This is a genomic window from Candidatus Shapirobacteria bacterium, from assembly GCA_041659325.1.
In the GTDB taxonomy this organism is placed as follows: domain Bacteria; phylum Patescibacteriota; class Microgenomatia; order UBA12405; family UBA12405; genus JBAZYN01.
Map to the genome: position 1 here is coordinate 41722 of JBAZYN010000002.1, position 26465 is coordinate 68186.

Annotated in this window: 30 protein-coding genes and 4 tRNA genes; 20 read left to right on the plus strand and 14 right to left on the minus strand. The window is 41.3% G+C overall.

The window, feature by feature from the left end; translation table 11 throughout:
- Positions 1-74 precede the first annotated feature (74 nt).
- The 4 genes from WC841_03360 (at position 75) to WC841_03375 (ending at position 3159) form a co-directional block, all read left to right on the plus strand.
- The gene (locus WC841_03360) at positions 75-551 is read left to right on the plus strand and encodes an NUDIX domain-containing protein (protein ID MFA5828368.1); all 477 of its coding nucleotides are present in this window, start codon (positions 75-77) and stop codon (positions 549-551) included.
- Between the two features lie 3 nt (positions 552-554).
- Positions 555-1346 carry a hypothetical protein gene (locus WC841_03365; protein MFA5828369.1) on the plus strand — a complete coding sequence of 264 codons (792 nt, stop codon included), beginning with the start codon at positions 555-557 and terminating at the stop codon, positions 1344-1346.
- A 184-nt stretch (positions 1347-1530) separates the two neighbouring features.
- Positions 1531-2142 (plus strand): hypothetical protein, encoded by a 612-nt coding sequence (locus tag WC841_03370; GenBank protein MFA5828370.1) that lies wholly within the window; start codon positions 1531-1533, stop codon positions 2140-2142.
- A 126-nt stretch (positions 2143-2268) separates the two neighbouring features.
- Entirely contained in the window at positions 2269-3159 is an 891-nt protein-coding gene (locus WC841_03375; GenBank protein MFA5828371.1) for a hypothetical protein, read from the plus strand.
- A gap of 9 nt (positions 3160-3168) precedes the next feature.
- Here WC841_03375 and WC841_03380 read toward each other — a convergent pair.
- From WC841_03380 to WC841_03420, 9 genes are all read right to left on the minus strand, one after another.
- A tRNA-Cys gene (locus tag WC841_03380) sits at positions 3169-3239 on the minus strand.
- A gap of 67 nt (positions 3240-3306) precedes the next feature.
- Positions 3307-4287, minus strand: coding sequence for a diphosphomevalonate decarboxylase (gene mvaD / locus WC841_03385; GenBank protein ID MFA5828372.1), 981 nt, complete (start codon positions 4285-4287; stop codon positions 3307-3309).
- 2 nt (positions 4288-4289) lie between these two features.
- Positions 4290-5090 carry an isopentenyl phosphate kinase gene (locus WC841_03390; GenBank protein MFA5828373.1) on the minus strand — a complete coding sequence of 267 codons (801 nt, stop codon included), beginning with the start codon at positions 5088-5090 and terminating at the stop codon, positions 4290-4292.
- On the minus strand, positions 5087-5731 hold the full coding sequence (locus WC841_03395; protein MFA5828374.1) for a glycerol-3-phosphate acyltransferase: 645 nt from the start codon (positions 5729-5731) through the stop codon (positions 5087-5089). The genes WC841_03390 and WC841_03395 overlap by 4 nt, the downstream gene beginning before the upstream one ends.
- Positions 5718-7406 carry a DegV family protein gene (locus tag WC841_03400; protein ID MFA5828375.1) on the minus strand — a complete coding sequence of 563 codons (1689 nt, stop codon included), beginning with the start codon at positions 7404-7406 and terminating at the stop codon, positions 5718-5720. Before WC841_03400 ends, WC841_03395 begins: the two co-directional genes overlap by 14 nt.
- On the minus strand, positions 7403-7999 hold the full coding sequence (gene plsY, locus WC841_03405; protein ID MFA5828376.1) for a glycerol-3-phosphate 1-O-acyltransferase PlsY: 597 nt from the start codon (positions 7997-7999) through the stop codon (positions 7403-7405). The genes WC841_03400 and plsY overlap by 4 nt, the downstream gene beginning before the upstream one ends.
- Positions 7996-8364 carry a hypothetical protein gene (locus WC841_03410; GenBank protein MFA5828377.1) on the minus strand — a complete coding sequence of 123 codons (369 nt, stop codon included), beginning with the start codon at positions 8362-8364 and terminating at the stop codon, positions 7996-7998. The genes plsY and WC841_03410 overlap by 4 nt, the downstream gene beginning before the upstream one ends.
- A gap of 73 nt (positions 8365-8437) precedes the next feature.
- Positions 8438-10099, minus strand: a complete 1662-nt coding sequence (gene groL / locus WC841_03415; GenBank protein ID MFA5828378.1) for a chaperonin GroEL — start codon at positions 10097-10099, stop codon at positions 8438-8440.
- A gap of 40 nt (positions 10100-10139) precedes the next feature.
- Complete coding sequence (locus tag WC841_03420) at positions 10140-10442, minus strand: co-chaperone GroES (protein MFA5828379.1); 303 nt, start codon at positions 10440-10442, stop codon at positions 10140-10142.
- A gap of 117 nt (positions 10443-10559) precedes the next feature.
- Here WC841_03420 and WC841_03425 point away from each other — a divergent pair, with 117 nt between their 5' ends.
- The 4 genes from WC841_03425 to gpmI all read left to right on the plus strand — a co-directional run bounded on the left by WC841_03425 (position 10560) and on the right by gpmI (position 14302).
- Positions 10560-10988 (plus strand): hypothetical protein, encoded by a 429-nt coding sequence (locus WC841_03425; protein MFA5828380.1) that lies wholly within the window; start codon positions 10560-10562, stop codon positions 10986-10988.
- Positions 10989-11026: 38 nt separating this feature from the next.
- Positions 11027-12337 (plus strand): phosphopyruvate hydratase, encoded by a 1311-nt coding sequence (gene eno / locus WC841_03430; GenBank protein ID MFA5828381.1) that lies wholly within the window; start codon positions 11027-11029, stop codon positions 12335-12337.
- A gap of 4 nt (positions 12338-12341) precedes the next feature.
- The gene (locus WC841_03435; protein MFA5828382.1) at positions 12342-12641 is read left to right on the plus strand and encodes a hypothetical protein; all 300 of its coding nucleotides are present in this window, start codon (positions 12342-12344) and stop codon (positions 12639-12641) included.
- Positions 12642-12718: 77 nt separating this feature from the next.
- Positions 12719-14302: a 2,3-bisphosphoglycerate-independent phosphoglycerate mutase gene (gene gpmI, locus WC841_03440; protein MFA5828383.1), complete on the plus strand. Its 1584-nt coding sequence runs from the start codon at positions 12719-12721 to the stop codon at positions 14300-14302.
- A gap of 22 nt (positions 14303-14324) precedes the next feature.
- On the opposite strand, the gene WC841_03445 is transcribed toward gpmI, so the two are convergent.
- Together WC841_03445 and ileS are read right to left on the minus strand one after the other, a co-directional pair.
- Positions 14325-16553: a glycosyltransferase family 39 protein gene (locus WC841_03445; GenBank protein ID MFA5828384.1), complete on the minus strand. Its 2229-nt coding sequence runs from the start codon at positions 16551-16553 to the stop codon at positions 14325-14327.
- A gap of 76 nt (positions 16554-16629) precedes the next feature.
- Positions 16630-19434, minus strand: a complete 2805-nt coding sequence (gene ileS, locus WC841_03450; protein MFA5828385.1) for an isoleucine--tRNA ligase — start codon at positions 19432-19434, stop codon at positions 16630-16632.
- Positions 19435-19500: 66 nt separating this feature from the next.
- Between ileS and WC841_03455 the strand changes: the two genes are divergently transcribed.
- From WC841_03455 to WC841_03475, 5 genes are all read left to right on the plus strand, one after another.
- Positions 19501-19776, plus strand: coding sequence for a 4Fe-4S dicluster domain-containing protein (locus WC841_03455; GenBank protein MFA5828386.1), 276 nt, complete (start codon positions 19501-19503; stop codon positions 19774-19776).
- A gap of 8 nt (positions 19777-19784) precedes the next feature.
- The gene (locus tag WC841_03460) at positions 19785-20237 is read left to right on the plus strand and encodes an NUDIX domain-containing protein (protein MFA5828387.1); all 453 of its coding nucleotides are present in this window, start codon (positions 19785-19787) and stop codon (positions 20235-20237) included.
- Between the two features lie 3 nt (positions 20238-20240).
- Positions 20241-20735: an NUDIX hydrolase gene (locus WC841_03465; protein MFA5828388.1), complete on the plus strand. Its 495-nt coding sequence runs from the start codon at positions 20241-20243 to the stop codon at positions 20733-20735.
- Between the two features lie 398 nt (positions 20736-21133).
- Positions 21134-21661, plus strand: coding sequence for a hypothetical protein (locus WC841_03470; GenBank protein ID MFA5828389.1), 528 nt, complete (start codon positions 21134-21136; stop codon positions 21659-21661).
- Between the two features lie 4 nt (positions 21662-21665).
- Positions 21666-21896 carry an HD domain-containing protein gene (locus WC841_03475; GenBank protein MFA5828390.1) on the plus strand — a complete coding sequence of 77 codons (231 nt, stop codon included), beginning with the start codon at positions 21666-21668 and terminating at the stop codon, positions 21894-21896.
- Between the two features lie 279 nt (positions 21897-22175).
- Here WC841_03475 and WC841_03480 read toward each other — a convergent pair whose 3' ends face one another.
- Together WC841_03480 and WC841_03485 are read right to left on the minus strand one after the other, a co-directional pair.
- Entirely contained in the window at positions 22176-22310 is a 135-nt protein-coding gene (locus tag WC841_03480) for a hypothetical protein (protein ID MFA5828391.1), read from the minus strand.
- Between the two features lie 141 nt (positions 22311-22451).
- Positions 22452-22534 (minus strand) — tRNA-Ser (locus WC841_03485).
- 64 nt (positions 22535-22598) lie between these two features.
- Between WC841_03485 and WC841_03490 the strand changes: the two genes are divergently transcribed.
- The 7 genes from WC841_03490 to WC841_03520 all read left to right on the plus strand — a co-directional run bounded on the left by WC841_03490 (position 22599) and on the right by WC841_03520 (position 25636).
- Complete coding sequence (locus WC841_03490; protein MFA5828392.1) at positions 22599-23135, plus strand: hypothetical protein; 537 nt, start codon at positions 22599-22601, stop codon at positions 23133-23135.
- Positions 23136-23173: 38 nt separating this feature from the next.
- Positions 23174-23250, plus strand: a tRNA-Arg gene (locus WC841_03495).
- Between the two features lie 2 nt (positions 23251-23252).
- Positions 23253-23337: transfer RNA gene (locus WC841_03500), tRNA-Ser, on the plus strand.
- A gap of 217 nt (positions 23338-23554) precedes the next feature.
- Positions 23555-23917: a diacylglycerol kinase family protein gene (locus WC841_03505; GenBank protein MFA5828393.1), complete on the plus strand. Its 363-nt coding sequence runs from the start codon at positions 23555-23557 to the stop codon at positions 23915-23917.
- Between the two features lie 5 nt (positions 23918-23922).
- Positions 23923-24435 (plus strand): epoxyqueuosine reductase QueH, encoded by a 513-nt coding sequence (locus tag WC841_03510; protein MFA5828394.1) that lies wholly within the window; start codon positions 23923-23925, stop codon positions 24433-24435.
- Positions 24419-25102: a hypothetical protein gene (locus WC841_03515; protein ID MFA5828395.1), complete on the plus strand. Its 684-nt coding sequence runs from the start codon at positions 24419-24421 to the stop codon at positions 25100-25102. The genes WC841_03510 and WC841_03515 overlap by 17 nt, the downstream gene beginning before the upstream one ends.
- Positions 25103-25165: 63 nt before the next feature.
- The gene (locus tag WC841_03520; protein MFA5828396.1) at positions 25166-25636 is read left to right on the plus strand and encodes a hypothetical protein; all 471 of its coding nucleotides are present in this window, start codon (positions 25166-25168) and stop codon (positions 25634-25636) included.
- A gap of 70 nt (positions 25637-25706) precedes the next feature.
- On the opposite strand, the gene WC841_03525 is transcribed toward WC841_03520, so the two are convergent.
- Positions 25707-26420: a hypothetical protein gene (locus WC841_03525; GenBank protein ID MFA5828397.1), complete on the minus strand. Its 714-nt coding sequence runs from the start codon at positions 26418-26420 to the stop codon at positions 25707-25709.
- Between the last annotated feature and the right edge of the window lie 45 nt (positions 26421-26465).

Genomic DNA, 26465 nt, shown 5'->3' on the forward strand with positions numbered 1-26465 from the left:
TATTGCGGGTACCTCGAAGATTGTAGAACCGGGATAGGTGGACCAATTTTTGAACTTTCGGAGTAAAATACGATATGGGTGGAGATTTTAAGTGGGTGTCTACAACAAATATGTTTGTAATGGATGGGAGTAAAGTGCTAGTGATTAAAAGAGGAGAGGAAGAGAAAGATTTTCCCGGTTGGTATATGCTGCCCGGAGGGAAGCAAGAAGCGAATGAAACACCGATACAGACTGCAATTAGAGAAACTTTTGAAGAGACGGGAATAAAGGTAACAAATCCAAAATTAAGAGTTTTGGCGACACACAATCACGAATACCGGGAAAGAATGTATCTGGTATACATATTCTCATCTACCGAATTCTTGGGACAAATTGTCCAGTCAGATGAAGGAACCGCGATGTGGATGCCGATTGATGAACTTATAAATAACCCAAAGTTATACCCGGACTTAAAGAGACATATTAGAATGATTATAGGGGACGAAGAGCATGAAGTATTGTTTACGTATCATAAGTTTGACGATAACTTGAATATCATCGAGGAAGCCTGAGCTATGGATCGGGAGAGTATAGGAGAAGAAATTGAGAAGGAAAGAAGAGGCCCTAAAATCATTGGAGTAATCGGGCCTCACAGAATAGGAAAGGATACTGTAATTGATGGACTGGTTTCAAGCTTATCGGGCAAAGATGTGAGAAAGTTTTCAATCGGTGAATATATCAGGGATAGGCTTTATGAAACGGATGATCCTGCCGGAGCAGAGGTACTTTTTGCCAGAGAATTGGAAGAAGCGAAGGTTGAGAGCGAAGATACTCGTTTGAATAAACTGTCGGGGAGACAACTGGTGGGGGAAATTAAACATAATTATGACAATAGATTACCCATTCCGGAGGAAGTGGCCGACTGGATATTTAAAGGATTTCTCGAGAGTTGTTCTGAGGATACTATAGTGCTGATGTCTGGAGGGCCTTATTCTGTAATTGATCTGAAGTTCATGGAGAAACATTCTCCTCCAATGGGGTTGATTTTGCTAGCCCCGACCTCTAGGGATTGGATGGAAGAAATTCCCAGAAGGGCGGCGTTTGGGGAGAGGGAGAGTATGCGTGACCCAGAAGAAGAGTGGAACAAATGGAGAGGAAGGGTGGCGGAAGTGATGCGACACGCTTATTCGATGGGATACCCGGTACTACATGTGAATATGAGAAACCCCGGGTTGTCTATAGAAAATGTTAATAGTCAAATACAAGGTGCCCTTGGTGAGTTTGTGGAGGGGGTAGCAGAGGGGCGAACACTCTCGAAATTGAAAAAAATTGATATTGGTGGGGATGAGAGGTTAGGACGAAATTAAGGTGGTTCTAAAATCGAAGAGATGGACTATGGAATTGCCAGATAGTAGTGCAATGGCTTAATAATTAATTGCTTTGGGGTTGATAATAAAGTCAGGAGAATTGGAGTAAGATCTTAGTATGAATTATGTGGTTGGTGGTGTGGCGGTGGCGATATTATTCTGTTTAGTGTTTACCCTTAGTATTGTGATAAATAATAACTCTTTGGGAAAAACTAATCATACGGCGATAATCGTATTGGGTTTGGGAGAAAACCGGGAATCTAAAACCGTGGAATATCTATGGAAAAGGCAAGGAGTAAAAGTGATATTTTTTCAACCTAACTGGAAAAGTGAAGAAAAACTACAGGATAAACTAAAAAGATTGTCAGATTTAATTGATAAAGAAGCAATGGGGAATAAGGTTTCTCTAGTAGGTGTGAGTGCCGGAGGAAGTCTGGTAATCAATGCTTTCGTCGAAAATAAAAATAAAGTTGATAAAGTAATCACTTTATGTGCCCGCTTAAGAAAGGGTGAAATGACAGGCTTCCGAGGTTTTGAAGAAAGAACAAAAGGTTATCCGGCTTTTCGGGATTCAGTTATCTTGGCAGAAAAAGTAGAAAAGTTATTTGATGAAAATGATAGAAAAAAAATTATGACCGTTCATGCATTGTTAGGTGACGAATTGGTACCTCAAAATACGACAACGATTGAAGGAGCAAAGAATATAACCGTGCCGACGGGAGAACATGTAATTAGTAGTGCGGCCAGTTTGACGATATTTTCTAAACCTTTAGTTAAATTTATTTTAGAAAAATAGGCTTGAGACCTGACGGTTGAATCCGTATGTTTGTAACAAATTACCAATAGTTCTGCAATATTTCTAATTGATTTTGTATTTTTTATAGGTTACACTATCGTTGTTTATTAGAATTCATTAATAAAAATGGGTATAGAACGGGGAGTACAAACAAAAGAATTTCCCACTGCCACAAGGTATCAATTTTCCGAATGGGATGAAAAAAAACAGGAATATGTCTGGACTGACGGAAAAGAAACTTTGGCTGGCGAAAAAGGACAACTTTCAGTGGGACACTACGAAGGGGAAGGGTTAAGAGAAGCGTTAAGGGTAAATACCGGCATGGCCAGATTTGTTTTGGTTGATAACGGAACAGCATCTCTGGAAGGCCAGATTGTTGATTCAAAAAGTTTGGTTTACATCCCTGCCGGAGCATCTGTGAATCTTGGGGAAGTCCAGGGCGGGGCTTGGATTGTGGAAGTAACGGCAACTCTTTCTGAAGAAAATACTAAGGCAACTATTCTTCCGGTTTCGGTTAATCCAACTAGTCATGCTGCCTGGTTTGGTTCTTGGACTTCGGTTGGTGGCCAAAACCTTGGTATCCCTCCTTCGATTCATTTCGGAATTGAAGAGGGATCGGTTACGGAAATTATCACCGCCGGATTGGGCACAGAATATACTCCATGGAGCCTTCGGAATTTATCAGAAGAAAAACAAACAAAAGCTAGAGCAGCAGTGGCCGATAATAAAAATGCAGAACTTCTCCATGGACATAATGATACGACTGAAATTTACGTTTGTGTTGAAAATCGAACAGTAGTTGATATTCAACCTAACAACGCTCCTCCTACAAATGAAATAGATCACCAACAATCGGTACCTTTAGGGCCAGGAATGATGGTAGTCGTTGGACCCAGTACAGGATACTCTCACCGCGAACCTTCTCCAATAATCAGTGGCAAAATGTTTGTTATTAAATGGAATGGAGGGGAAATCGTCGATAGGAACGATAAACACCCCCATCCTTTGGCGGGATAGCACGACTTGAGACCCGGGTGGGAGTTGAACCCACCTAAACGGTTTTGCAGACCGCTGTATAACCGCTTTACTACCGGGTCATAGACTTAAAAGAGCATACCGGCCCTCCTACGCCAAGGCTACGGCGGGTAAGATAGCTGTATTGTATCAAAATAGGTGGTTTTCGACCAGATGAGCGCCGGCGCAGGGATGATTTTCGATAATGTCTTTAACATAATCCAGAGATCGAAGTTTTTTTGTAATTTCGGCGACAGTATTTTGCTCGCAAATCAGATGGACATCCTGACCGGTGTTAAGAGTGAAATAAACCGGTATCCCCTCTTTGCGCCATGACTGAACTTGTTTCATAAGCCGGATACTTTCGGGGGTCAGATAAATCAGGGAGGGGGTGGAGGTGATCATGATTGCGTGAAGCTCGAGGGCTTCGGACTCGACTAATTCACCAAATTTTTCAAAATTTTTGGTTTTGATAAATTCGTTAATTTGGGCAATTTTTGCGGGGAGATTTTTTAGCCTGGTTTTTAAAAATGGACTGGTGTGGGCAATCTTGTGGCCATCAGTGGAACCAATGTCTTTTCTAAAATTGGAAACCAGAACCACCACATCGACAATTTTCCAATAGGAGGATGGATAAACGGAAACAGCAAAACTTTTATGGTCGGTGCACCCGGCAAGCCACCTGGTAAAACCCGAGGGAATAGAGCGGCAGGCAGAACCAGAGCCGCGGCGGGCCAAAATTGATAACTCTTTTTCGGATAATTTCAAACCGGCGGCGGCAGAGGCGGCGAGCGCCAGAGCAGCAAAGGCTGAGGCGGATGAAGAAAGACCAGTGCCGATGGGAAAGGAATTTTTGGAGGCTACTTTGGCAAAATGGGAAATATTATTTTTTTTTCTGATAAGATCCAAAACGTTAACTACTCTGGCAAGTTCGGTGGCGGCGACCTGATTGCCGGCAATTTCCAGGGAATCGTTTTTGAATTCGCCCGAAAACTCGACGGTGGTAGTGGTCAACATGTTACTTAAATTCATGGAGATATTGTCGTTCCAGCACAAACGGAGATCGTGGTGGCGGTTGCCCCAGTATTTAATAAAGGCAATGTTTGACGGAGAGGTAGCGGTGGCTTTCACTCTTATTTAGTCGTGATTAAAGTAGATTTACTGCAATCGTCTGAGACGATGGCGGAGAATAAATTATCAGGGTGAGTGCCGTTGATGATAAAAACATCGGTGCCGGTTTTGGCCATATTTAAACTCTCCTCGATCTTGTGTAGCATACCGCCGGTAACATCAGCGACGGTTGAGCTTTTAAGGGCAGATCTTAGAGAAGGAAAATTTTGGGGGGTGATTATTGGAATTGTGGTTCCGTTTTCGTCGTAGACACCATCGGTGGTACCGGCCTGGATGACTTTGGAAATTGAAAAACCATTTGATTGAAGCGGCGGGATAAGATTATCAAGGTTGGCCTCCCCGGAATAAATACAACTGCCGATTTTTTTGTCCAAAATTATATCGCCAAAAACAAGGGGAATTATCCCAAGTTTCAGAGCGATTACAATCGGATCGATGTAGAGGGAATTTAAGTCTTTGTTATCCGAAGTAGTAAAGGATGAAGGGACAAAAGACAAAACATTTAGCCCCTCGTCTAAAAAAATACGATTAACGATACGATTGATTTCGATGGCCACTTGTTGGACCTGACATAGGCCCTTGATCTGGTCTTCTGTTTTTGCACCGTCGGCAGTGCCATATTGACTAGCCAGAGTGTGGGCGAAAGAACCCGATCCGTGAGAAATGAGGAGTTGATATTTTGAAGATTTGGATTTTTTTATTTCTATGGCTAAACGGCGAATCACATCGTCGCGGGCAGTATAGGGCTTTGACTTGTCTGTAATTAAGCTGCCACCTAATTTTAAAAGAATTAGATTTTTCATTTGGAAAATAAAACTGCTTTTAACTGTTTTTGGAGCCGGCCGTGATGACGAATCAAGACAAGGATGGTACCGACTAGAACCGGTAAAAACATAGTCGGGTTTATTAAAAATATTGGGACGAGGGCAAATATTTCCCCTATCAGGCGACCCAAAATTTGGTCAGAGATGATGTGTGAAAAAGAAGGGAAACGACCTTTGAATTTCTTTTTGATAAAGAAAACGAACTCAGTTAAATACATAAAAATAACAAGGGTGAGAAGCCAGACAATAAGCATTATCGGCTGATAGTAGAAAATTATCCCCATAAGAGTGGCGGCTCCCCGGCCACCATAAAATTTCAGAAAAACCGGATAATTGTGACCAAGGATGACAAAAAAGGTGGCTAAAACGGGACTATCGGGGAAAAGGTTTAGGACCAAAATTCCTTTAAAAATATCCGTCAGAGCGACAATCAAAAAAGCGACGGCAGCAAGAAGGATACTTCTTTTTTCTTTCTTGACGGTTCTTAGGGTATTTAGGGCGCCCATGTTGCCCGAGCCCCCGGAGCGGACATCTTGGCCGGTAAAAAGATAGACAATAATCAGGGCAGTGGGGAAACAACCGATGAGATAAGAAATAACAATGGGGTTAATTATCGACATATGAACAAACTATTGAACCGGGGCCTAAGTGGACACTTAAAACAGGAGAAGTGACAGTGGAAAAAATTACTTTTATCCCATAATTCTCGAGTAATTGTTGTAGGTTTTTTACGAGCTTTTGGTTTGCGGTATGGGTGATAATTATTTGGAGGCGATAGTTTGGTTTATCATATTTTTTTAGACGGTCAAACATAACCCGGGCGAGATCCCCGCCCCCAAAACCCAGACCGGCATTTTTCATAACACCGTCTTTTATCTGAAGAAAAGGGTTGAGCTTTAATTTTTTTAAAACCCGAACTATATTGGCTTTGGTATGACTTAGGCGGCCACCCATTTCGGCCCACTTTGGATCATCAATCAGGGCGATGGTGTGTATTTTTGGAATCTGGCTTTTGATTTTTTTGACAATTATTTTGGCTTTTTGTTTTTTAGCAATCAGCTCTAAAATTTGGAGAGCCAAAATGGCCTCTCCCCCGCTGACGCAAAAAGAGTCGATGATGTGAACTCTTCTTTGGTCGTATAGGCTAAGTAAACTTCTGGCTTGAAGGGCGCTGTTGTATGATCCGGATAAAAGAGAGGAAATAGTAAGACAAATGATTTTTTGGTATTTTTTTAAATGCGACTGAAAAAGCTGATGGTAAATTTTTGGTGACGGCTGGGAAGTGGTTGATACTTTGCCTGATTTAATAATCCTGAAGGGCGCAACGGGGATATCGTATTGGAAAAGTAAGTTCTTTGGCAAATCAGCGGCACCATCTACAATCAGGCCAATACCACCCAGACGGGCGGAGACGGAGATTTGTTCTAAAAGATCCTGTTTTTCTATTTTTAGGACTTTGCCTAGGGATTTGATCTTTTTGATAACAGGATCAGGATGGTTGGTATGAATATGAATTTTAGTTTTTTGATTGACAGTAATAATATCCAGAGAATCGCCCAAATTTTTCAGACAATCAAAATTGTTTACAGAGGGCTTGAGGAGACAAATAATTTCAAAACGTCCGGAGTCGGAGATGGCGACAACCGGAGAGTCGGCGAATTTTTGCTTTTGAACGACATGGACATCTTGGTGATTTAGGGCTTCCAAAAAACCTTCCAGAGCAATTAAAAAACCTAAACCGCCGGCATCAACGGAAGAGGTTTTACCGGAAATCCCGACATGTGACCTGGTGGCATCGACCGCTTTGGAGGCAGATTTGATTGAGTTTTGAAAAGCGAGAATTATGTTTTTGTTTTTCCTGCTCTCTACGGCAAAAGAGAGAGAGACGGCTTTTATAACATCGAGAACAGTGCCGGTTTTGGGATTTTGAATAGAAGTATGGGCTTTCTTGAAACCGTTTTGAAAAGCGGTGGCTAAATTGCTAATTTCGATGGGAATTTGCTGAAATGTTTGTAAAAATCCTACCAAAAATCCGGTATAAATTATACCGATGTTGCCGGAGGCAGAGTCGAGCGCCCCTTCCAGAGCAAGAGATCGAAAATCATTAATGTCGGTAAAATTTTTTGAAATTAGAGCCCTTTTGATGCCATTTAGGGTTTGGCTTAAATTGTTGCCGGTGTCTTTGTCGGGGACGGGGAAAAAATTGGTAAGGTTAATCTGGTGTTTATTTTCATCGACTTTTTCGGCGGCACGGAAAAACATTTGGGATAAATTTTCAAGGTTGAGAGAATTCATGGACGGTTAAAAAGTGGGGGTTCCTGACCGGAGATAAGCCGGGTGATATTTTTTCGGTGAGAATACCAAATAATTAAAATCATAATAAAACCAACGAGTGAAAGTCTAAAACCATGGAGACTATACAGTAGATATGGGGCGAAAAGTATAAGCAGGAGGTTTGTAAGACTCATGAGGTTGATGAGATACAGAAGAGCAATCCAAACAAGAAGGCAAATTAGGCCTAAACGCCACCCGAGCAACACGGACAAAACACCAAAAGTGGTGCTGACCCCTTTGCCGCCTTTGAAACCAAGCCAAGGGTTAAAAACATTGCCAAGAACTGGGAAGAGACAAACGGCTACAAGTTGCCAATCGGAAAACCCCAGACGTTTGGCGACATAGACAGGGATGGCCCCTTTTAAAACGTCGAAAAGCCCGACGAGGATTGCCCATTTAATACCAAATACACGAGAGATATTGGTGGCACCGATATTTCCACTCCCTTTTTTGGTAATATCAACACCTTTGACTTTACTCAAAATATAACCAAAAGGGATAGAGCCGGATAAAAAGGATAGAATTGCAACCAAAAAATACCCGGTGTCCATCATGAAGATAAAACCCTTATTTCGGCCTCACCGCGGCGTTTTTCTAAATTATTGCCCACTTTCCAATTTCCTTTAGATTTAATTTTTTTGGTTTTACCATTTGTAAGCTTAATATAGGCATAGTCAACATCATAGACTTCACCCTGGCCGTCATCATCGGCTTGATATTTCTTTTCGGTTTTAATTTCGGTAATTGTGCCGAACCACTGATCATTTAGTGACTTGAAAATAAAAAATAAACTAACCACAGCGGCAATACCTAAACCCCCCAGAGTATTTTCTTTTTCGGCGGGGTCAGGAACCAGAGTATTAATTAAAATAGCCATAACCAGAAGACCACCGGCCCACCAAGTTAAAAATTTCTTCATGGCTTATTTTAACAAAAACCCCGTCAGGACGACGGGGTTTTGAAATTGTTCGACGTTCTTTGAATGACATTCGTCACATGTCCATACCACCCATACCGCCCATGCCACCTGAAGGCATAGCAGGCCCGGCTGATTTTTTCTCCGGGGCATCGGTGATCAAAACATCGGTAGTCAAAATCATAGTACCGACAGAAACGGCGTTGATTAGAGCAGATTTGGTAACTTTGGCCGGGTCGAGGACACCAAATTTGGTCATAGAGCCCATTTCGCCAGTGGCGGCATTGTAACCATAATCTGATTTTTTATCGGCCTCTACCGCCTCGCGGATTTTGTTAAAAATATAGCCAGCATCCTCACCGGAATTTTCGGCAAGACGACGAACCGGCTGCTCGAGAGCGTACTTAAGAATTGCAAAACCGACTTTTTCTTCTTCGGTTTCCGGCTTCAGACTATCGATGATCAAAGAAGCCTTCAGGAGGGCAACACCGCCGCCAGGGAGAATCCCCTCTTCGACAGCAGCTTTGGTGGCGTCGATAGCATCTTTAACCCTTTCAAGTCTTTCTTTCATCTCGACTTCAGTAGCCCCACCAACTTCGAGCACTATAGCGCCGCCGGCAAGTTTGGCAATTCTTTCCTGTAATTTTTCTTTGTCATAATCGGAGGTGGTTTTGGTCATTTGGGCGCGAAGCTGAGAAACACGGGCTTTGACGTCGCCAGCACTGCCTTTTCCACCCAGAATCCGACACTTGTCTTTGTCGGCAGTAACACTATCGGCCTGACCGCAATATTCGGCAGGATCGGTGTTGTCAAATTTGGCACCGGTGTCTTCGGAAATTACCTTTCCGCCGGTTAAAACGGCAATGTCTTCGAGCATGGCTTTGCGGCGATCTCCAAAACCCGGAGCTTTTACCGCCAAGGCGTTAAAGGTACCACGGAGTTTATTGACAACCAAGGTGGCCAGAGCTTCACCATCGATATCTTCGGCAATAATGACAAAGTTTTTGGTTAACTTAACTAATTTCTCCAGAAAAGGAAGAATATCCTGGATAGAACTGATTTTTTTATCGGTAATAATAATGTAGGGGCGTTCGATGACAGCCTCCATGGCTTCAGTATTGGTGGCAAAGTAGGGAGAAAGGAAACCCTGGTCAAATTCCATACCGCTGGTTTCTTTGCTTTCAAGATTTAAACCTTTGCCTTCCTCGGCGGTGATCAGACCGTCACGGCCGACTTTTAGGACAGCCTCGGCAATTTTTTTACCGATTTGCTCATCTCCGGCGGAAATGGTGGCTACTTGCTCGATAGAATCTTTGTCATCGATCTTGATATCCTTTTTCATAGAGTCAAGTTCGGCAAGAATGGCCTTGAGGCCTTTTTCCAAACCGCGACGAACCATCATGGGGTTGGCACCGGCGGCAACATTTTGAAGACCTTTGTTGGCAATAGCCTGAGCTAAAAGAGTGGCAGTCGTAGTTCCGTCTCCGGCAATATCGTTGGTTTTGGAGGCAGCCTCCTTGATCAATTGAGCACCCATGTTTTCATAGGCATCTTCCAGCTCGATTTCTTTGGCGACAGAAACACCATCGTGGATGACGGTTGGGCCACCCCATTTTTTGTCGATAGCAACGTTTCGGCCTCTTGGACCGAGAGTAGTAATAACGGCATCGGATAAAATGTTAATACCGTTTAAAAGAGATTGTCGGGCTTCTGTGCCGAATTTTAATTGTTTTGCCATTTTTTTTGGTAATTGGTAATCAGTAATTAGTAATTGGTAATTATTTAATAGTAGCCATGATGTCGTCGAACTTTAAAATTAAAAGGTCGTTTTCTTCTTCTTTGTATTCTTTGCCACCCCATTCACGATAAATAACTACGTCACCAACGGCACAAGGGGCGTATTTTTTGGCACCGTAGTCGGTAACCATTTCGGGGCCAATGGCCAAAACTGTACCCTGTTGGGGCTTGTCCTCGTGGGAATCGGGCAAGACTATACCTGATTGAGTAGTTTTCTCCTTTTTTTGAGGGGAGACTAAAACATAACCTGAAGCGGGGTGGATTTTGGTTTGAATACCTGTCATATTTTTTTGTTTGGTAAACTTATAATTATCAGTGACTAAGCGAGACTGCTAATATTATAACCTGGCTTTGCATTTTAGCAAGAGGGATTTAAAAAGTTTACTAGGATAAAATAGGTGATGAAGAAAGAAGAGCTGATAACTATATTTGAAAAAAGGCTAAAACAATCGGAGCGGGAGCGGGAAAAGTATAGCCTGGAAATAGGATTAGCAGATGGGCCGATGGAATCGGCGGGAATTTCGGTTAGCCGGTGGATAATCGAGGACAGAGCTGAAATGGCAGGGAAAGAAGTTGAGAGATGGAAAAAGGCTATAAAAGAAATTTCCCAAATAGAAATAAAAACTGATTTTGAGAAGATTGAAGTAGGAGCAAATTTGGTCTTGGTTTGGCCAAACAGGAAAAAAGAAATTCTGGTAACAAAAGAAATTGAAGATTTTGAACTCGGACTGCTACCATCAACAAATCCGCTGGTAAAAGAGATAATAAACCAAAAAGTGGGGTTTGAATTTCAAAACCAGGGAGAAAAAATCAGGATAGAGGGTTTATAATAACCTACATATTTGTTACAAATTTATAAAATTTTTACATGTCAAAAATAAAAAGCATTTATGCCCGGGAAATATTAGCCAGTGGCGGAGAACCAACTCTGGAAGCAACGGTTATTCTGGAAAGCGGAGCAATCGGGGAAGCATCGGTACCATATGGGGCCTCGGCCGGAAGTCACGAGGCGACGGTACTTTTGGATGGAGATAAAAGTCGGTATAACGGTAAAGGAATGTTGAAGGCGGTGGCGAATATCAATGAAATTTTGGTTAAAGAATTAACAGGGATGGAGGCGGATGATCAGAGAAAGATTGATGAAAAGATGCTTTTGATTGACGGAACGGAATATAAATCAAAAATCGGGGGAAATGCAATGCTGGGAGTATCGATGGCGGTGGCCAGAGCGGCGGCTGAGGAAACAAAATTGCCTTTGTATTTGTATTTGAGAAAAAATTTTGGAATAGAGCAGGGGGAAATAAGACTGCCAAGACCAATGATTGTAATGATCGAAGGTGGAAAACACGCCGATAATTCAACCGATTTGCAGGAATATATGGTATCGATGCAGTTGGATGATAGCGCCCGAGAAAATGTGAGAAGAGAAATGGAAATTTATGGGAAATTAAAAAGCATTTTTAAAGAATTAAAAATTAACACTAATGTCGGCAATGAGGGGGCTTTTGCTTTTGCGGGAATTAAACAGCCCGATGTAACAATTACCGGCGCTTTTGCCCCTTTGGCAATGAAATCAAATGAAGAGCCGTTGGGATTATTATTGAGAGCAATAGAAATGGCGGGGTATAAACCGGAAACAGAGGCGGCGTTGTCAATCGACGCGGCCGCGTCTGAATTTTATGAAAACGGAAAATATAATTTAAAAACTGAAAACCGAGTGGTGACAGCCGAAGAATTAATTGAATATTACGATTCATGGTTAAACAAGTATCCAATCGCGACAATGGAAGATATGCTTCATGAGGACGATTGGGATAATTGGGTAAAATTAGTCGAAAAAATTAACGGTAAGATACCACTGATTGCTGATGATCTGACAGTAACTAATACCAAAAGGTGGCAGAAAGCAATTGAGATGAAGGCGGCAACGGCGATTTTGATCAAATTAAATCAGGCGGGCACATTGACGGAAACGGTGGACTGTTGTTTGTTGGCCAATAAGCATGGATTGATGACGGTGCCGTCACACCGCGGAGGAGGAGAAACAAATGATACATTTATGGTTGATTTGGCGGTGGCCGTGGGAAGCACCTATATTAAAGTCGGACCAACCAGGGGCGAGAGGGTTTGCAAGTATAATAGGTTAATGAGGATTGAGGAGGAAATAAGTGGAAAGTAAGAATTTGATACAGGAACCTCCGGTAGGAGAAAGCTTATTTGTTCGCGTTAATGATGAAGTAGTCTTTGTTCCAAGTTTAGATATGCCTTATCAAAGGATGCTAAAAGAAAAAGGGTGGCCAACAGACCGCGCTTTTGTAAGAACAAATCAAGTGGATTTGGGAGTGGCAGTAAGGGGAGACAACGATGTAGCTTTGGGAGGCCGATCTGTAATATATGACTGGCCTCCCCGGGATGATACAGAAATCAGGCCAGCAACAGAAAATATACTAAGGAGAAAATTCCCCGAGTTAGACCTGGGATGAACCAGGATAGGAGTTTGGCAGAAAATAAACAAAGGATAAAAACTGATAATTATTAATAAACAACCCACAAGAAAGAAATGAAAAAACCGGTAGTCTATATAATCCTTGACGGCTGGGGAATAGCACCGGCGGGGGCAGGGAACGCCATAAGCGTGGCTAAAACGCCATACATGGATTACCTCAAGGCGAATTACCCGTATACAGAAATCGGGGCGGGGGGTGAGGCAATCGGGCTTTGGAAGGGGCATCAGGGGGCATCGGAAATCGGACATTTTATAATCGGGGCGGGAAGAAATGTGTTTTTGCCACAAAATAAAATCGCCAATGCAGTCAGCAGCGGGGAAATTATGGAAAACAAGGTATTTTTGGAAACGATGGAGTATGTAAAAAAAAATAAATCGACGCTACACATTGCCGGACTAATGTCTAACTCTGGAGTACACAGTTATGATGTGTTTATGCATGCTTTAATTGAGATGGCGGCAAAAAACGGGGTTTCTGATGTGGTGGTTCATTTCTTTAGCGATGGGCGGGATACTCCCCCATTTGAGGCAAAAGTTTATCTTGACCGGCTAAATAAAGTTTTTGAAAAAACCGGAGTTGGGAGAGTAGGAACAGTGATGGGCAGATACTGGATTATGGACCGGGACCATAGATGGGATAGGGTGGCAATAGGTTACAGGGCAATGGCGGAGGGCAAAGCGGAATATTTTGCCAAGAGTGCTCAGGAAGCAATTGAGACGGCGTATAAGCGAGCCCAAGAAGCCAAAGACAGAGGGGAAAATTTGGTTGAAAGCGATGAGTTTATAAAACCAACGGTAATAGTTGACGAAAAACAAGAGCCGGTGGGAAAAATAAAAGACGGGGATGCCCTGATTTGGGCAAATGCCAGAACCGACCGGGCGATAGAAATTACTCAAGCTTTTACTGAAGATAACTTTGTTGACTTTGACCGGGGCAAAAAATTAAATATTAAATTTGTGGGGACTTTCAAGTATTACGACGGGATGAAGGTACCTTATGCCTATGAAAAGGACTATCCGACCAATACTTTTGGAGAGATTATAAGTAAAGCAGGGCTGAAACAATTCAGGGTAACGGAAACGGAAAAATGGATCTATGTAACAACAATGTTTTCGGGAATGAGAGAGGAGCCATTTGAGGGGGAAGACCGAATGCTAATTCCCTCCGATAAGATTGAGACTTATGATCTGCAGCCAAAAATGCATACGATGGATATAGCCAAAGGGGCGGTGGAGGCCATAAACAGCGACAAGTATGCCCTTATTATGATGAATTTTAACAATCCGGATATCATCGGACACACAGGGAATATCCCGGCGGCGATTGTCGGAATTGAGGAATGTGACAGGGCGGTGGAAATGGTAACAAAGGCGACACTGCAAAAGGGCGGATTAGTGGTGGTGTCAGCTGATCATGGCAATGCGGAAATAATGATGAACAAGGACGGGACTCCGGAAACGGCTCACTCGGCCAATAAGGTGCCGTTTATTGTCGTGGACGACGATCCCAAATTTAAAAATATAAAATTAAAAAGCGGTGGAGCATTAAAAGACGTAACACCGACGATTTTGGAGATTTTGGAAATCCCTAAACCGCCGGAAATGACCGGAGTAAGCTTGATTGAACCTGGAAGATAAAGATGAGTTTCTTGGAATTGTTTTAAATTCTCTCTTTTACTTCAAATTTTCCATATATTTTTGTTGTTCGATAGTTATTTAGAATATAGTTATTAATCAATTCCAATTTGAGAGGTGATAAGTCCGCAAAATTCATGTTTGGATTATAAATTATTATGGCTTTTTGATTATTATCTAAATCGGTTATCATTTGAATCTGGTGGGCCAGAGTAAAGAACCCATAGGGGGTATCATTTTTGGTAGCATTTTCTTTTCCGCTTAGAAAATATATTTCCGGCATCCAAGGATAGGCGAAAATTTTTTGATTGGAGGGAGTTTGGGAAAGAAAATCTATTAAATCATCGATGGCGGCAGTATCGGTTCCCTGGTCGACGGCAATTCCAAATTTTGAATTTTTATAATTTTTAAAAGTTCCGGGTATTTTTCCGTAAGATTGGATTTTTTCCACCTGGCTATATATAAAAAAATCGTTGAAGGAACTTCGGTTTAAAATAAGGGTAAAAACTATAAGGCTGATGCCAAAAATCATGGATATTTTTTTACATAAGTTTTCAACCAGGAAACCAAACAAAATCAGAGCAATAATCAGGGGAAAGAGCAGATGCCACCAATCCGATCGACCTAAAGCACTTCTAAATAGAAATAAACCGATTAGACAAAGGGTTATAACAATTCCGGTATTCGGATTTTCTTTTTTTTCTTTAATCGATTTGCTTATCCCCCAAAAAAGGGAGCCGATAATTGTAAGCTGGCTGAACTGCCACCACATTTCTATTGATCCCAAATAATTGTTGACAATTCTCCAATCTAATAACTGCAAAAGGTTGCTTCTTTCTACCGCCAAATTAAAAAAACCATTCGAGAATGCATTTGAATAATAGGCTAATTGTCCGACCATGTCGAGAAAAGCCCCGTGATAAAAAAGAAAAAAGGAGATGGGGGTAACTATTGTCAGCAGTCCGCATAGGTAATAAAAGAAAGGTTTTATTATCTTGGTTTTTTGGGTGGTTATTAAATAGATACTGACTGATAAAAATGACACAATACCTACTTCTAGACTAATAAAAATTGACAAGGCGTTGGCAATCCCTGCCCAAATCAGCCACCAATTTTTTTTGGAATTTATGTAATTAAACAATGGAATTAAGGGTAATAAACCCATGGCTAATCTGATTTCTACGTTGTTTTTTGTTAATCCGTTGCTTATACCCATTATCATAGTAAGAATTGTTATCCGAGCGACTTTGTTGTTGATAATGGTTTTTATTAACGAATAGAAAATAAAATAGGCAACTATCTGAAGAAGGTGAAAGAAAAGCTTCACGTTGGCAACGGTGGCTCCTGTCAATAATACAAAATACTTTAGAGTCCAAGCCAATAAAGGAGGTTGGTGGGCCATAAAATCCCTATAGATGATTTGATTGTTTAAAAGACGCTGTAACCACCCCAACCAAAAACCTTCTTCGACAGAATCCAAATCTGACCGATAATAGAGAGGATTAAAGGCCACAATAGTAATCAGCGCAAAAGGATATATTTTAAAAATAAAATTAAATATCTTTTCCTTATTTTTTGATTTCATTATTTCTGTAATAACCACAAAAATGGCGGTTATTATCAATAAAAACAGAAGCCAATAAAAATTTCCGGGTTTTATTACCAAAAAAATTAACAGTAGATGACTGGGATTTTGTAAAAAACGAAAAGGCAATAAATGATAAAGTAAGGGCATAAAGCCCAGGACAAATAGCGGCAAGATCAGTGAGTAGTTGAATTTTTGAATCACCTGCATCATAACCAGACCAAGAAAAATGCCATTGGTGAATAACTTGGGATTAAATACGATTTCTTTGTCCTCCCCTTTTGACATTAGCATCGTCCAAAACATAAATTGAAATAGGACAAAGAAAGCCAGGACCAAGGTTCCGGAAAAATCCACAAAATTCACCTGGGCAAAAAATAAAAGAGAAACCCCAAAATATAACCAATCATAAAGGCGTGCTTTTCTCTGGCGATGTTTAATAAAAATTAGAGTAAAGGCAAACAAAATGGCAATTACCAGAACAAGTAAGCCGTATTCAATTATGTCGATTGACTTGGCCTGAGCTAATTGCCGGGAAAACGAAGGAATCGCCTCCCAAGATGACTTTGAAAATATGTTGACTGAGCTGAATTTGTTTAGTAGATACAAAAATATTTTATCCAAGCCGAGGGAAAAGAAAAGTGTTCCCAAAAAAAGACCGATAGTCATGAGGAAGCTTAACTAATTTGAATAATTAAGTAAATATGAAGTACATTTTCGAACTTAAGAGAGAGGAGATAAGTTTCTATTTTTCAACCTTTTCTATTCTTAGGGTGTCACCGTTTTCAATAGAAACACCGAGAGTCTTTTTCAAGATTTGGGACTCAAAGGATTTTGGCCAGGAGGGTGAAAAAATTTTGATCCGGTCGTCAATTTTTAGAGCGGCTCCACGCCTTAATACCTGGATTGACCTAATAAGATCACGATATTCGCCCTCGGAAATAAGCTCGGGGGTCAAAGCGGTATCCAAAACTACATTTAACAATTCCGTTTGGGGAGCAAAGATGACTTTTTTGACATTGGTTTCCTGGGCGATGACATCTATCAGCCCCTGATCCAGTTTGAGGCTTGAGTCGACAGTAACTTTGGCAAGCGGCTGACGGAGTTTAATGTTAAACTTTTGCCTCTGGCCGTGAACCAGTTGGCAGATATTTCTGACAGACTCCATCTGTTTTTCTAAAGTGGCGTTGATTAAGTCATTTTTTGACTCCGGCCAGTCCTGTAGGTGAACACTTTGGATGGAGGCCGCCAGGTCAAAACCGTGAAGATTTTGAAAGATAATTTCCGACAAAAATGGAACAAAGGGTGATAAAAGACGGGAAAGACTATCAAAACAGAAAAATAGGATTTCATGATTGTCGGATCTGTCGCGGCTGCGCCTGATATACCAGGTGGACAAGTCGTTGACAAACTTCTCGATGGTTTTAGTGGCAGCCGAAGTATTGAATTTATCCAGACTTTTGGACGTTTTGGAAATGGTGGAATTTAGCCGGGACAAAAGCCAGCTGTCCATAACATTGCCGGAATTTTGGGGAGTTAACGAATTTTTATCCGGCTGCCAATTTTCCAGATTGGCATGCTGAGTGAAAAAACGATAGGAGTTCCAAAGGATTAAAATAAAATCCCTTTTGACCTGATCGGCGATGTTGTAACCAAAATTGACGTTGGTGTGGGATTTTTGCTGACAATACAGCCAGCGCATGGCGTCGGCCCCCATTTTGGTTATGGCATTTTCGTAGGGAATACCATTTTTTTTGGTTTTGCTCATCCGTTCGCCTTTTTCGTCTCTGACTTCGGTGTGAGCGACCACGTTTAAATAAGGGGAGGTGTTTTCGAAAGCAACACTAAAGAAAAGCATGGAGTAGAACCATAAGCGGACCTGCTCGACCATTTCTAAAACCAGATCGGCCGGAAACCATTTTTGCCAATAATTTTTGTCTTCAAGATATTTTAGAGTGGAAAAAGGGACGACTCCGGCATCGAGCCAACAATCCCCAACATCGGGAATACGAGTGACCTCTTTTTTACACTTGGGACAGATAATCTTAATCTGGTCGATCCAGGGACGGTGAAGGGAAGGAAGTTCTTCGACGCGCTTCGCTTGCTCAGAATCAACTGCGAGTTTTTTTAGCTCCTCTAGGCTGCCAACAACTGTCAACTCACCACAGGAACATTCATAAAAAGGCAGGGCCAAACCGTAAAAACGTTTACGGCTGATCATCCAATCTTCCATTGAATCCAACCAATTTTGCATGCGGCGACCGACATATTTGGGGTGCCAATTAACTTTTTTGGCGGCTTCTTTCATGAGAGGGCGGATTTCATCGGACTTGATATACCAACTATCTTCGAGTCTAAAGAGACACTTGGTGCGACAGCGCCAGCAGTGAGGATAGCGGTGAGTGATCGATTCAGTTTTGTAAAGTGAATTGGTTTTTTTGAGATAGTCGAAAACGATTTGGTTTACTTTGTGAGCGTAAAGGCCAGTTAAGTCCCCAAAACCTTCGACAAAATAGCCTCTTTCGTCGAGGGGAGCGATCATGGCTGATTTCAATTTTTTACCCAAGAGATAATCTTCCTGGCCGCAACCAGGAGCAATGTGAACCACCCCGGTTCCCTCTTTGGGGTCGACTAGGTCCCAGACGACGATGGAGTGTTTAACATTTTCCTGGGCGGGAATTTTGTAGAGTGATTCGTATTCGAGGCCGACAAGACTATTGGCATCAATAGGTTTGTAGTCGGTGATATTTAACCGATCGGCGGCCAAGCGGGCCAGGTAGACGACATCATTATCAATTTTGGCTTTGACATATTCAAAGCCGGGATTGATGGCCAGAAGCACATTGGCAGAAAGAGTCCAGGGAGTGGTGGTCCAGGCCAAGACATATTCGTTGTCCCGATTTAACAGTTTAAATTTTAAATAGACTGAGTCGTCGGTGACTTCTTTGTAGCCGTCGGCTTCTTCATGCTGAGAAAGACCGGTTTCGCAGCGAGGACACCAGGTAGTAGCACTTTTATTTTTGGCTAGCCAGCCTTTTTGATGAATAATTTTCAAAAAATACCAGATATAAAGATTGTTGGTTTTTGAATTGGTGTAATAGGAATTTTCCCAGTCCATAAACATGCCAAGACGTTTTGACTGCTCTGTTTGCAAATTACTGAATTTATCGACTCTTTCGATACAGGAGGTGGTAAATTTATCCAGACCAAAGTCAATGATATCTTTTTTTGAATTAAAACCGTTTTCTTTTTCGACTTCGACTTCGACCCATAAGCCCTGGCAATCAAAACCATTTTGAAAACGCTGCGCAAACCCACAGGCATTTTTATAACGCTGAAAAACATCCTTTAATGTCCGCCCCCGGGCGTGATGAACTCCCATGGGGCCATTGGCGGTGATGGGGCCGTCAATAAAACTGAAATTTTTTTCCGAAGCATCGTTTTTGTGGAGATATCGGTTGACAAAATCATGGTGATACCACCACTCTACAAGCTCTTGCTCTAAGACCGGAAAATCAGGCAGTGACGGTAAATCTTTAAAGTAGGACATAATTGGGTGAATTTTAACCTTTTTGAATCGAATTTACCAGAAATAATATGTATAATCTGAACTACTATGAAATATCGCCCGTCTTATTTTAAATATTCGCCCATTCCCTACACCGGTTGTAAATATTGCCTTCCATGCCCTTTTGGGGTAAATATCCCCCGTAATTTTGAAATCTATAATGAGATGAAAATGTTTGATTGTCACGAAACCAGTGCCAAAGAGTATGGCAGTCTTGACGATTTGCAGAAAGCTTCTAACTGCAGACAATGTGGTAAGTGTGAACCTCTCTGTCCACAAAAAATTGCTATACGTGACTGGTTGGTAAAAGTGGCAGGAATATAATGGTGCATATGGAAAATCATAAAATAAATGTTCGATTGAGAATCGTTGTTATCAAAGACGGCAAGCTTTTGGTTCAGTACCGACAAAAACATGATTATTATCATTATATTGGTGGGCATTTAGAATACGGAGAAACGGTGCTGGAGGGCTGTATTAGAGAAGTGGCCGAAGAGTGCGACGGGGCCACATTTGCGTTTAATAAAATTCTTTATATCCGTGACTTTATTCTCCCCGAAGAAAACGAGCATAGTGTGGAATTGTTTATATTAGGAAATATTGATAAGTCAGAAAAATTGGAACATCTTTTTGACCCTCAACATACCGATAATTCTGTTTGGTGTACGTGGTTGGATATGGATAAGCTTCCGAATAATTTAAAGCCAAAGGATTTAACTAAAAAATTAGTGACTGATTATAAAAATAATTTTCTAAATACCGGCGAGTACGTGGGGAGGATGTAAAAAATGAAAATTTCATCAGTCGTTGAATGGAGTAGCCAGAAGGTAACTTATACTTGGATTCCGGCGGATGATTTGAAAAAATTTCAACCAATAAAACAAGCTTATGGCGTTTGTGTAAATGACGACAAAGAAACCCTGATATACCGTGCACCAGGGAAAACAAACTGGAATTTACCCGGGGGTACACCGGAAGGAAACGAGTCCCCGATTGAAACATTAAAACGGGAGTTAATAGAAGAAGTCGATATTGAAGTTGAGCGAATTAAACCCCTGGGGGTTCAAAAAGTAGTTTTTTCCGACGGTGTTATTTTTTACCAGGCCCGATTTTATTGCAAAATAAAAAAAATATTATCTCAAACGGTTGACCCGGCAACAGGGCTTTTGAACGAACGTAAATTTGTGAAAATTGCAGAGCTTAATAAGTATTTAAAATGGGGTGAAATCGGTGAAGCGATTGCTAAACGGGTGGTAAATATGGAAACAATCCTTAATTATTAATGGCTACAAAACAAAATTAGAACATTCCGGTCCCAAAAATCACACAGGGTGCCAATCCATCAACTCTAACTCCAACATAATTCCAGTGTACCTAAACTTACCAGACAAAGATTTTTGTAAAAATCCGATGAGTAGAAGAAGAATCGTTAGATTAAAGTTTGGATTTTGTAGTTTATTGTGGACTAAGAGTGGTTTCAAAATATATTATGGATTGAGTTATAATTGACCTATAAAAAACTCACGATCTTACGATCGGGGTTTTGTGTTCCGCTTTTGTCGAGCAATGCTTAGTTATTAATAGCTTCATCTCCGACCTCACGGTCGGAGATTTCGCTGTCTTGGAATAAATATGACTGAAATTGAAATTCGAGGGAAATTATCAGAAAGTGAATTCTAATATGCAAATAATTTACCTGGCCGGGAATAGCCTTAATAATAAAACTTGGATTGAAAAGGTAAAATTCAACTTTGATTCGTTTTCCGAGGGTGATATTTTGTATTACGATCATTGGGAATCCGGAAAAGAATGGATAAACCTAAATAAAGAATCAGAAAAATTAGCCAAACTCGCAAAAGATATAAAAGATTGTTTTGTTTTTGCCAAATCAATCGGATCGGTATTGGCTTTAAAAAATATTATGGAGGGAACCCTACACACAAAGAAAATGGTGATTTGCGGATTTCCCTATCGGGCTGGTAAAAGAGAGCTTGAAGAAATAAATGAGTGCTTAAGGACGCTTGCTGTCCCGACAATGTTTATTCAAAATGAATTCGACCCGGTTTATAGTTTTGATGAATTGACAAAAACACTGGAAGAAAATAGTCCACTTGATTGCCACCTAGTGAAAATTCCACGCAATAATACACATGACTATGAGGACTTTGAGAATTTAACAAAAACCACCAGAGAGTTTTTTGAAAAATAATAATATGATTCTATCTCCTAAAATTCGAAAAGCTTTAAGATTGGCTGCTGTTCAACATGATGGCCAATACCGCAAAGATGGTGTTACTCCGTTTATCATTCATCCAATTGAAGTGGCCATGATTGTCTCAGAATATACCGATAATGAGGATATTATTAGTGCTGCTTTGCTTCATGATGTTTTGGAGGATACCCGGGGGTGTTCCATGGGGTATGAAAACTTTCCTTCCCTATAACAATTCAACCTTTTTCAAAAATATTAAGTACCTCAATAATCCACCCACTATTTCGTAGTTCACTTTTCATATTTTTTATTTCTTCAAAAGAAAACCACTTAGCGTCAAGAATTTCATCTTTTGGATAACTTAAATCTCCACTTATTATTTTTGCTTCAAAAGCGTGTATTACAGGCTCATTAGCTGAGTTATGGATAACACAAATTTTCTTAATTAATTCAACGTTATAACCAACTTCTTCCTTTGCTTCTCTAATAGCGGCTTGTTCGATAGATTCCCCTACGTCGACATGTCCAGCAGGGAAATTCCAAAGACCATATACTTATAGCTTTTTTCTTGAATTAAAAGATATTTATTATTTTGGTTAATAACGACACCCGCGACGACTAAAACTCTTTGGTCTTCTTTTTTCATAATTTATTCTAACCAATGGTATCTTTTGTTACAATACTGCGAATATTGTGCCCCGAAGCGAGAGAAGGCGAAACGTAATAAATTTCTTTCAGAAATTTAAATGTTTCAGCAGCGTTTGCCGACTTTGTCGGCATTACGCTGCGGAAGGAGAGGGAGTCGAACCCTCATGCCATTTCTGACGCGGGTTTAGCAAACCCGTGGCTTACCATTCGCCGCATCCTTCCTGGATACCCACAGTGCGTTCTAGTATATCAAATTTTGGAAAAATGCTTTAGAATAAGTGTAGCTATGAAAGGAAAAAAGGACGACTATATTTTTACCGATCCGAGCGAAGAGAAAACTGTTTTTGAATGGGTGGCGGCCGAAAGAGCTTTTAAAAATAGGGATAAGGATTTTTGGGTAACGGCAATTTCTATTTTGGTAATCGTGGGAATTATTCTTTTTTTAATCGGCGAAAGCATGCTGATTATTGCCTTGTGTTCTATTTTGTTTCTTTATTATGTTCTTTCTACTGTCCCCCCGCAAAATGTAAATTACAAGATTACCAACCGGGGTTTGTATTTTGGAGAACTGAACTATACATGGGATGTTTTGGAAAGGTTTTGGTTTAAAAACAGCCTGGATAGCGAGATGATGTTTATTGAAACAAAACTTCGGTTTCCAAGGCAAATATCGTTTGTGATTAACCCTGCCGACAAAGAAAAGCTCTTGGACATTATGAAAAGAAAAATTCCTTTAACGGAGAATCCCCCCTCGGCGATGGATAAAACTGTAAAGTGGTTTGGCAACCATCTACCGCTTGAGAAAAGGCAAAAAACACAATAGGGCAGGTTTATCTTTTTTTGGTATAATTCAGGCAATTTGCGCCCGTAGCTTAATTGGATAGAGCATTGGTTTGCGGAACCAACGGTTGGAGGTTCGAGCCCTCTCGGGCGCACCAGAGGAGGGTGGGCAGGACGGTAATGCGCTGGTTTCGAAAACCAGTTCCGGCAACGGATAACAGGTTCGACCCCTGTACCCTCCGCCACGTAAAATTTGCTTTGCAAATTAACGTGGCTTGAAACGTCAATTTTGTGAAACAAAATTATACGTTTTGCCTATAATTCAAACGTTGCTTGAAACGTGAACGTAATATTCTACGAAGTAGAATAAACGTTCTTACGTTTCGCCAATTTCGCGAAGGCGAAAAGTCTTTGAGATGTTGTTGTTGATTAAATTCCACCGGAATAAGTTAGAATTAGACTATGAAAAGAACAAAAAGGTTTTTTAAATGTTTTGAATATGCCCGGGACGGAATTGTTGAGGGTTTTCGGGAAAGGAACATGAAAATTCACGGATTAACTGCATTAAGCGTGATATTTTTTGGGATATTGTTTGATTTGGTGGTATGGGAGTGGATAGTAATATTTTTGCTTTTTGGGATGGTAATGGGGGCCGAGCTTATCAACACCAGTATTGAGGATCTAGCAAATGTGATTAGAGACAAAGAGGGATTGGATTATCGGGCGACAAAGACAACCCGGGATTTGGCGGCGGGGGCAGTACTGGTTACGGCGATAATGTCGGCGATAATCGGGACATTGATTTTTGGGTCGAAGTTATTCTGATGATTATGAAAGTGCTGCTTCATACCTGCTGTGCGGATTGTGCCTTGAAAATCATTGCCACCGTCGGTAATAACGTAACCCTGTTTTACTACAACCCAAACATCCATCCGAGAGCAGAATATCAATCAAGATTGGCGGCGGTCAAAAAAATTGCTCTGGAAAATAAAATTAAACTAATTGTCCCCGACTGGAAACCAGATGAGTATTTTGAAAGAGTAAAAAATGATGGGGATAGGTGTAAAAATTGCTGGTATTTGAGAATTATAAAAACGGCGGAATACGCCAAAGAAAATGGCTTTGAACAATTTTCTACAACACTTTTATCTAGTAAATATCAAAACAGAATAACAATCGAGAAAATGGCCAAAGAAATCGGAGGAGAAGGGGGGGTGGAGTTTTTGAAGATAGAAAATATTAACAGGGAAATGAAAACGTCGGGTTTTTATAAACAATTTTTTTGCGGGTGCTGTTATTCGCTAACCGAAAGGTTTGAGGAAAAATATGGAAAGACTAAATGAGTTTATTAAAAAATACAGGATAGAAATTTCCCCGCTATCGATGAGACTGTGCCGGGAGGGTATAGAGAGGATGAAAAAGAGCATTGACCCGGCACACGACGAAAAACACGTTGAAAATATTTTGGAAAACATTGATGGGTTTTTGGAATCGAAAGAGGTAAAAGTGGAAAGAATTAATTTTGAAATACTATTGGTGGCGATTTGCTGGCATGATGTGTGGAAATCAACCAGGATGCCGGACAGCATTGTATCTGTTTTGGTAAACCAAATATGGGACGGGTGGGGGTCGGCAAAAGTTTACAAAAGAGAGGTAAAACTGGGGAAAGAGGAGAACAAAAGGTTGAGAAAAGTATTTTGGATAATCGGAAACCACCCCAGGGACATGACGGTACACATGCCCTTTAGAACTTATTTGGAGACAAAAATTTTAAAAGATGCGGATAGACTCGAGAGGTGGAATCTAAAAAGGCATGTGGATTTTTTTGAAAAATTGGCCTTGGTTCGCGATGTGGAAAGCCAAAAGTGGGTGAGGTGGCTTATTAAATTTTTTAAAAAGAAGTATACTCTGTGGTCGGACTCTGATAAAAAATATTATTTTCGGTGGGCCAAAGATGAGTTTCGGAAAAGACGAGAAATGTATATTGTTGAATTAGAACGGCAGGGATAAAGAGCGGAATGTAATAACCCATAAAGTGTGGTTGACTTAAACAAAGTGTGCTAGAATCGGCATATGAATTTAGGGGAGAGATTAAGAAAGTTAAAAGAAGCAATCGGGGGGATTACCGTTCAGCCTGGTAGCATTAGAATCGATTGTGGCGGCGGATCAACAAGATCTATTGGGGCAAGTGGGTATGCTGCGGTTTCGAGAACGGTCGAACCCGGAGTGATAGGAGTGTCCGGAGCAACATGGGATACCAAAGCCGGAACGGCAGATCAGGTAGAACCCCCAATTACTAGAATCGCTGGACTTGATGAGACTTTTAATTTAATTGGGGGTGATATGGTATTAAACCAACCGGATTTAGATGGCAAAGGTAGAGTAAGGGGGACAAGCCCAATTATGACCTTTAGCGTGTTTGTTCCTACTGAGGCGATTAAAGTACAGGGAGGAGTAGTAACGCTGAGACAGGCAGCCGGCGGTGGCAAACAAACAAAAGGAGAAGAGAGAAAGAAAGGCCCCGGGATAGTGACGATCGAGTAATGTGAACGTAACGGAATACGATGTTTTTTGATCTGGAGAAGAGATATACCGAAGATTGTTCAGCCACCGGCTAATCCATAACGATTCGGGCGATGGCAGTTTCATTCGTGAGTACGGCGAATTGTTCACCGACTTCCTCGGCAGAGGCGGATAAGAAGCCGGCACGAGCACCGACTTCGAGAGCGAATCTTGTATCCCTAAAAAAATCAGCGTGAGCCTGGAGAAGGCCTGAACCGTTGCTGGAAGTGAGAAGATTGACGCGAGCACCGAGACCCTGTGTCGTGAGCTCTAGCTGTACTCCCACAGAAAGATTACCTACGATAACCCGGGGATTTACAATGCCGTATTGACCTCGCGGAGTATCGGGGCTGGTCATTAGAACGCCGTTGGCCATAAATCTTTTTTGTACATTTTCGGCACCTGTCGCAGCTAATAAAAGTCCCATCTCTCCACGAGCTTTGAAGCCGGTGCCTTTTAGGGCATCAGCCGAAACTTCCAACAAGGTAAATGTATTGGTCTTTGTCGGATCATTTGGATCTGTAATGACAAAAGTAAATAATTTGCCTCCAATGTCAATACCACCGGTGGTGAACTCAGCACCAAGTTTTGCCTGAACGGCCAGTTCATGGTGGTAAGGACGGACAACGGCTGGGGGAGCTTTTATTGGCGGGGGTAGGACTAATGCGGGGGCCCCGGGTGATGGGCCTCCTGACGGGGCGGCCGGTGGTTGGGCAGATTGATTTCCATTTGCCCAATCTTTTATTCTTTCAGCGATGCTTGGCACGTATTGTATTGACTGTACTTTTTAAGTGTGATACTATTTCGTACC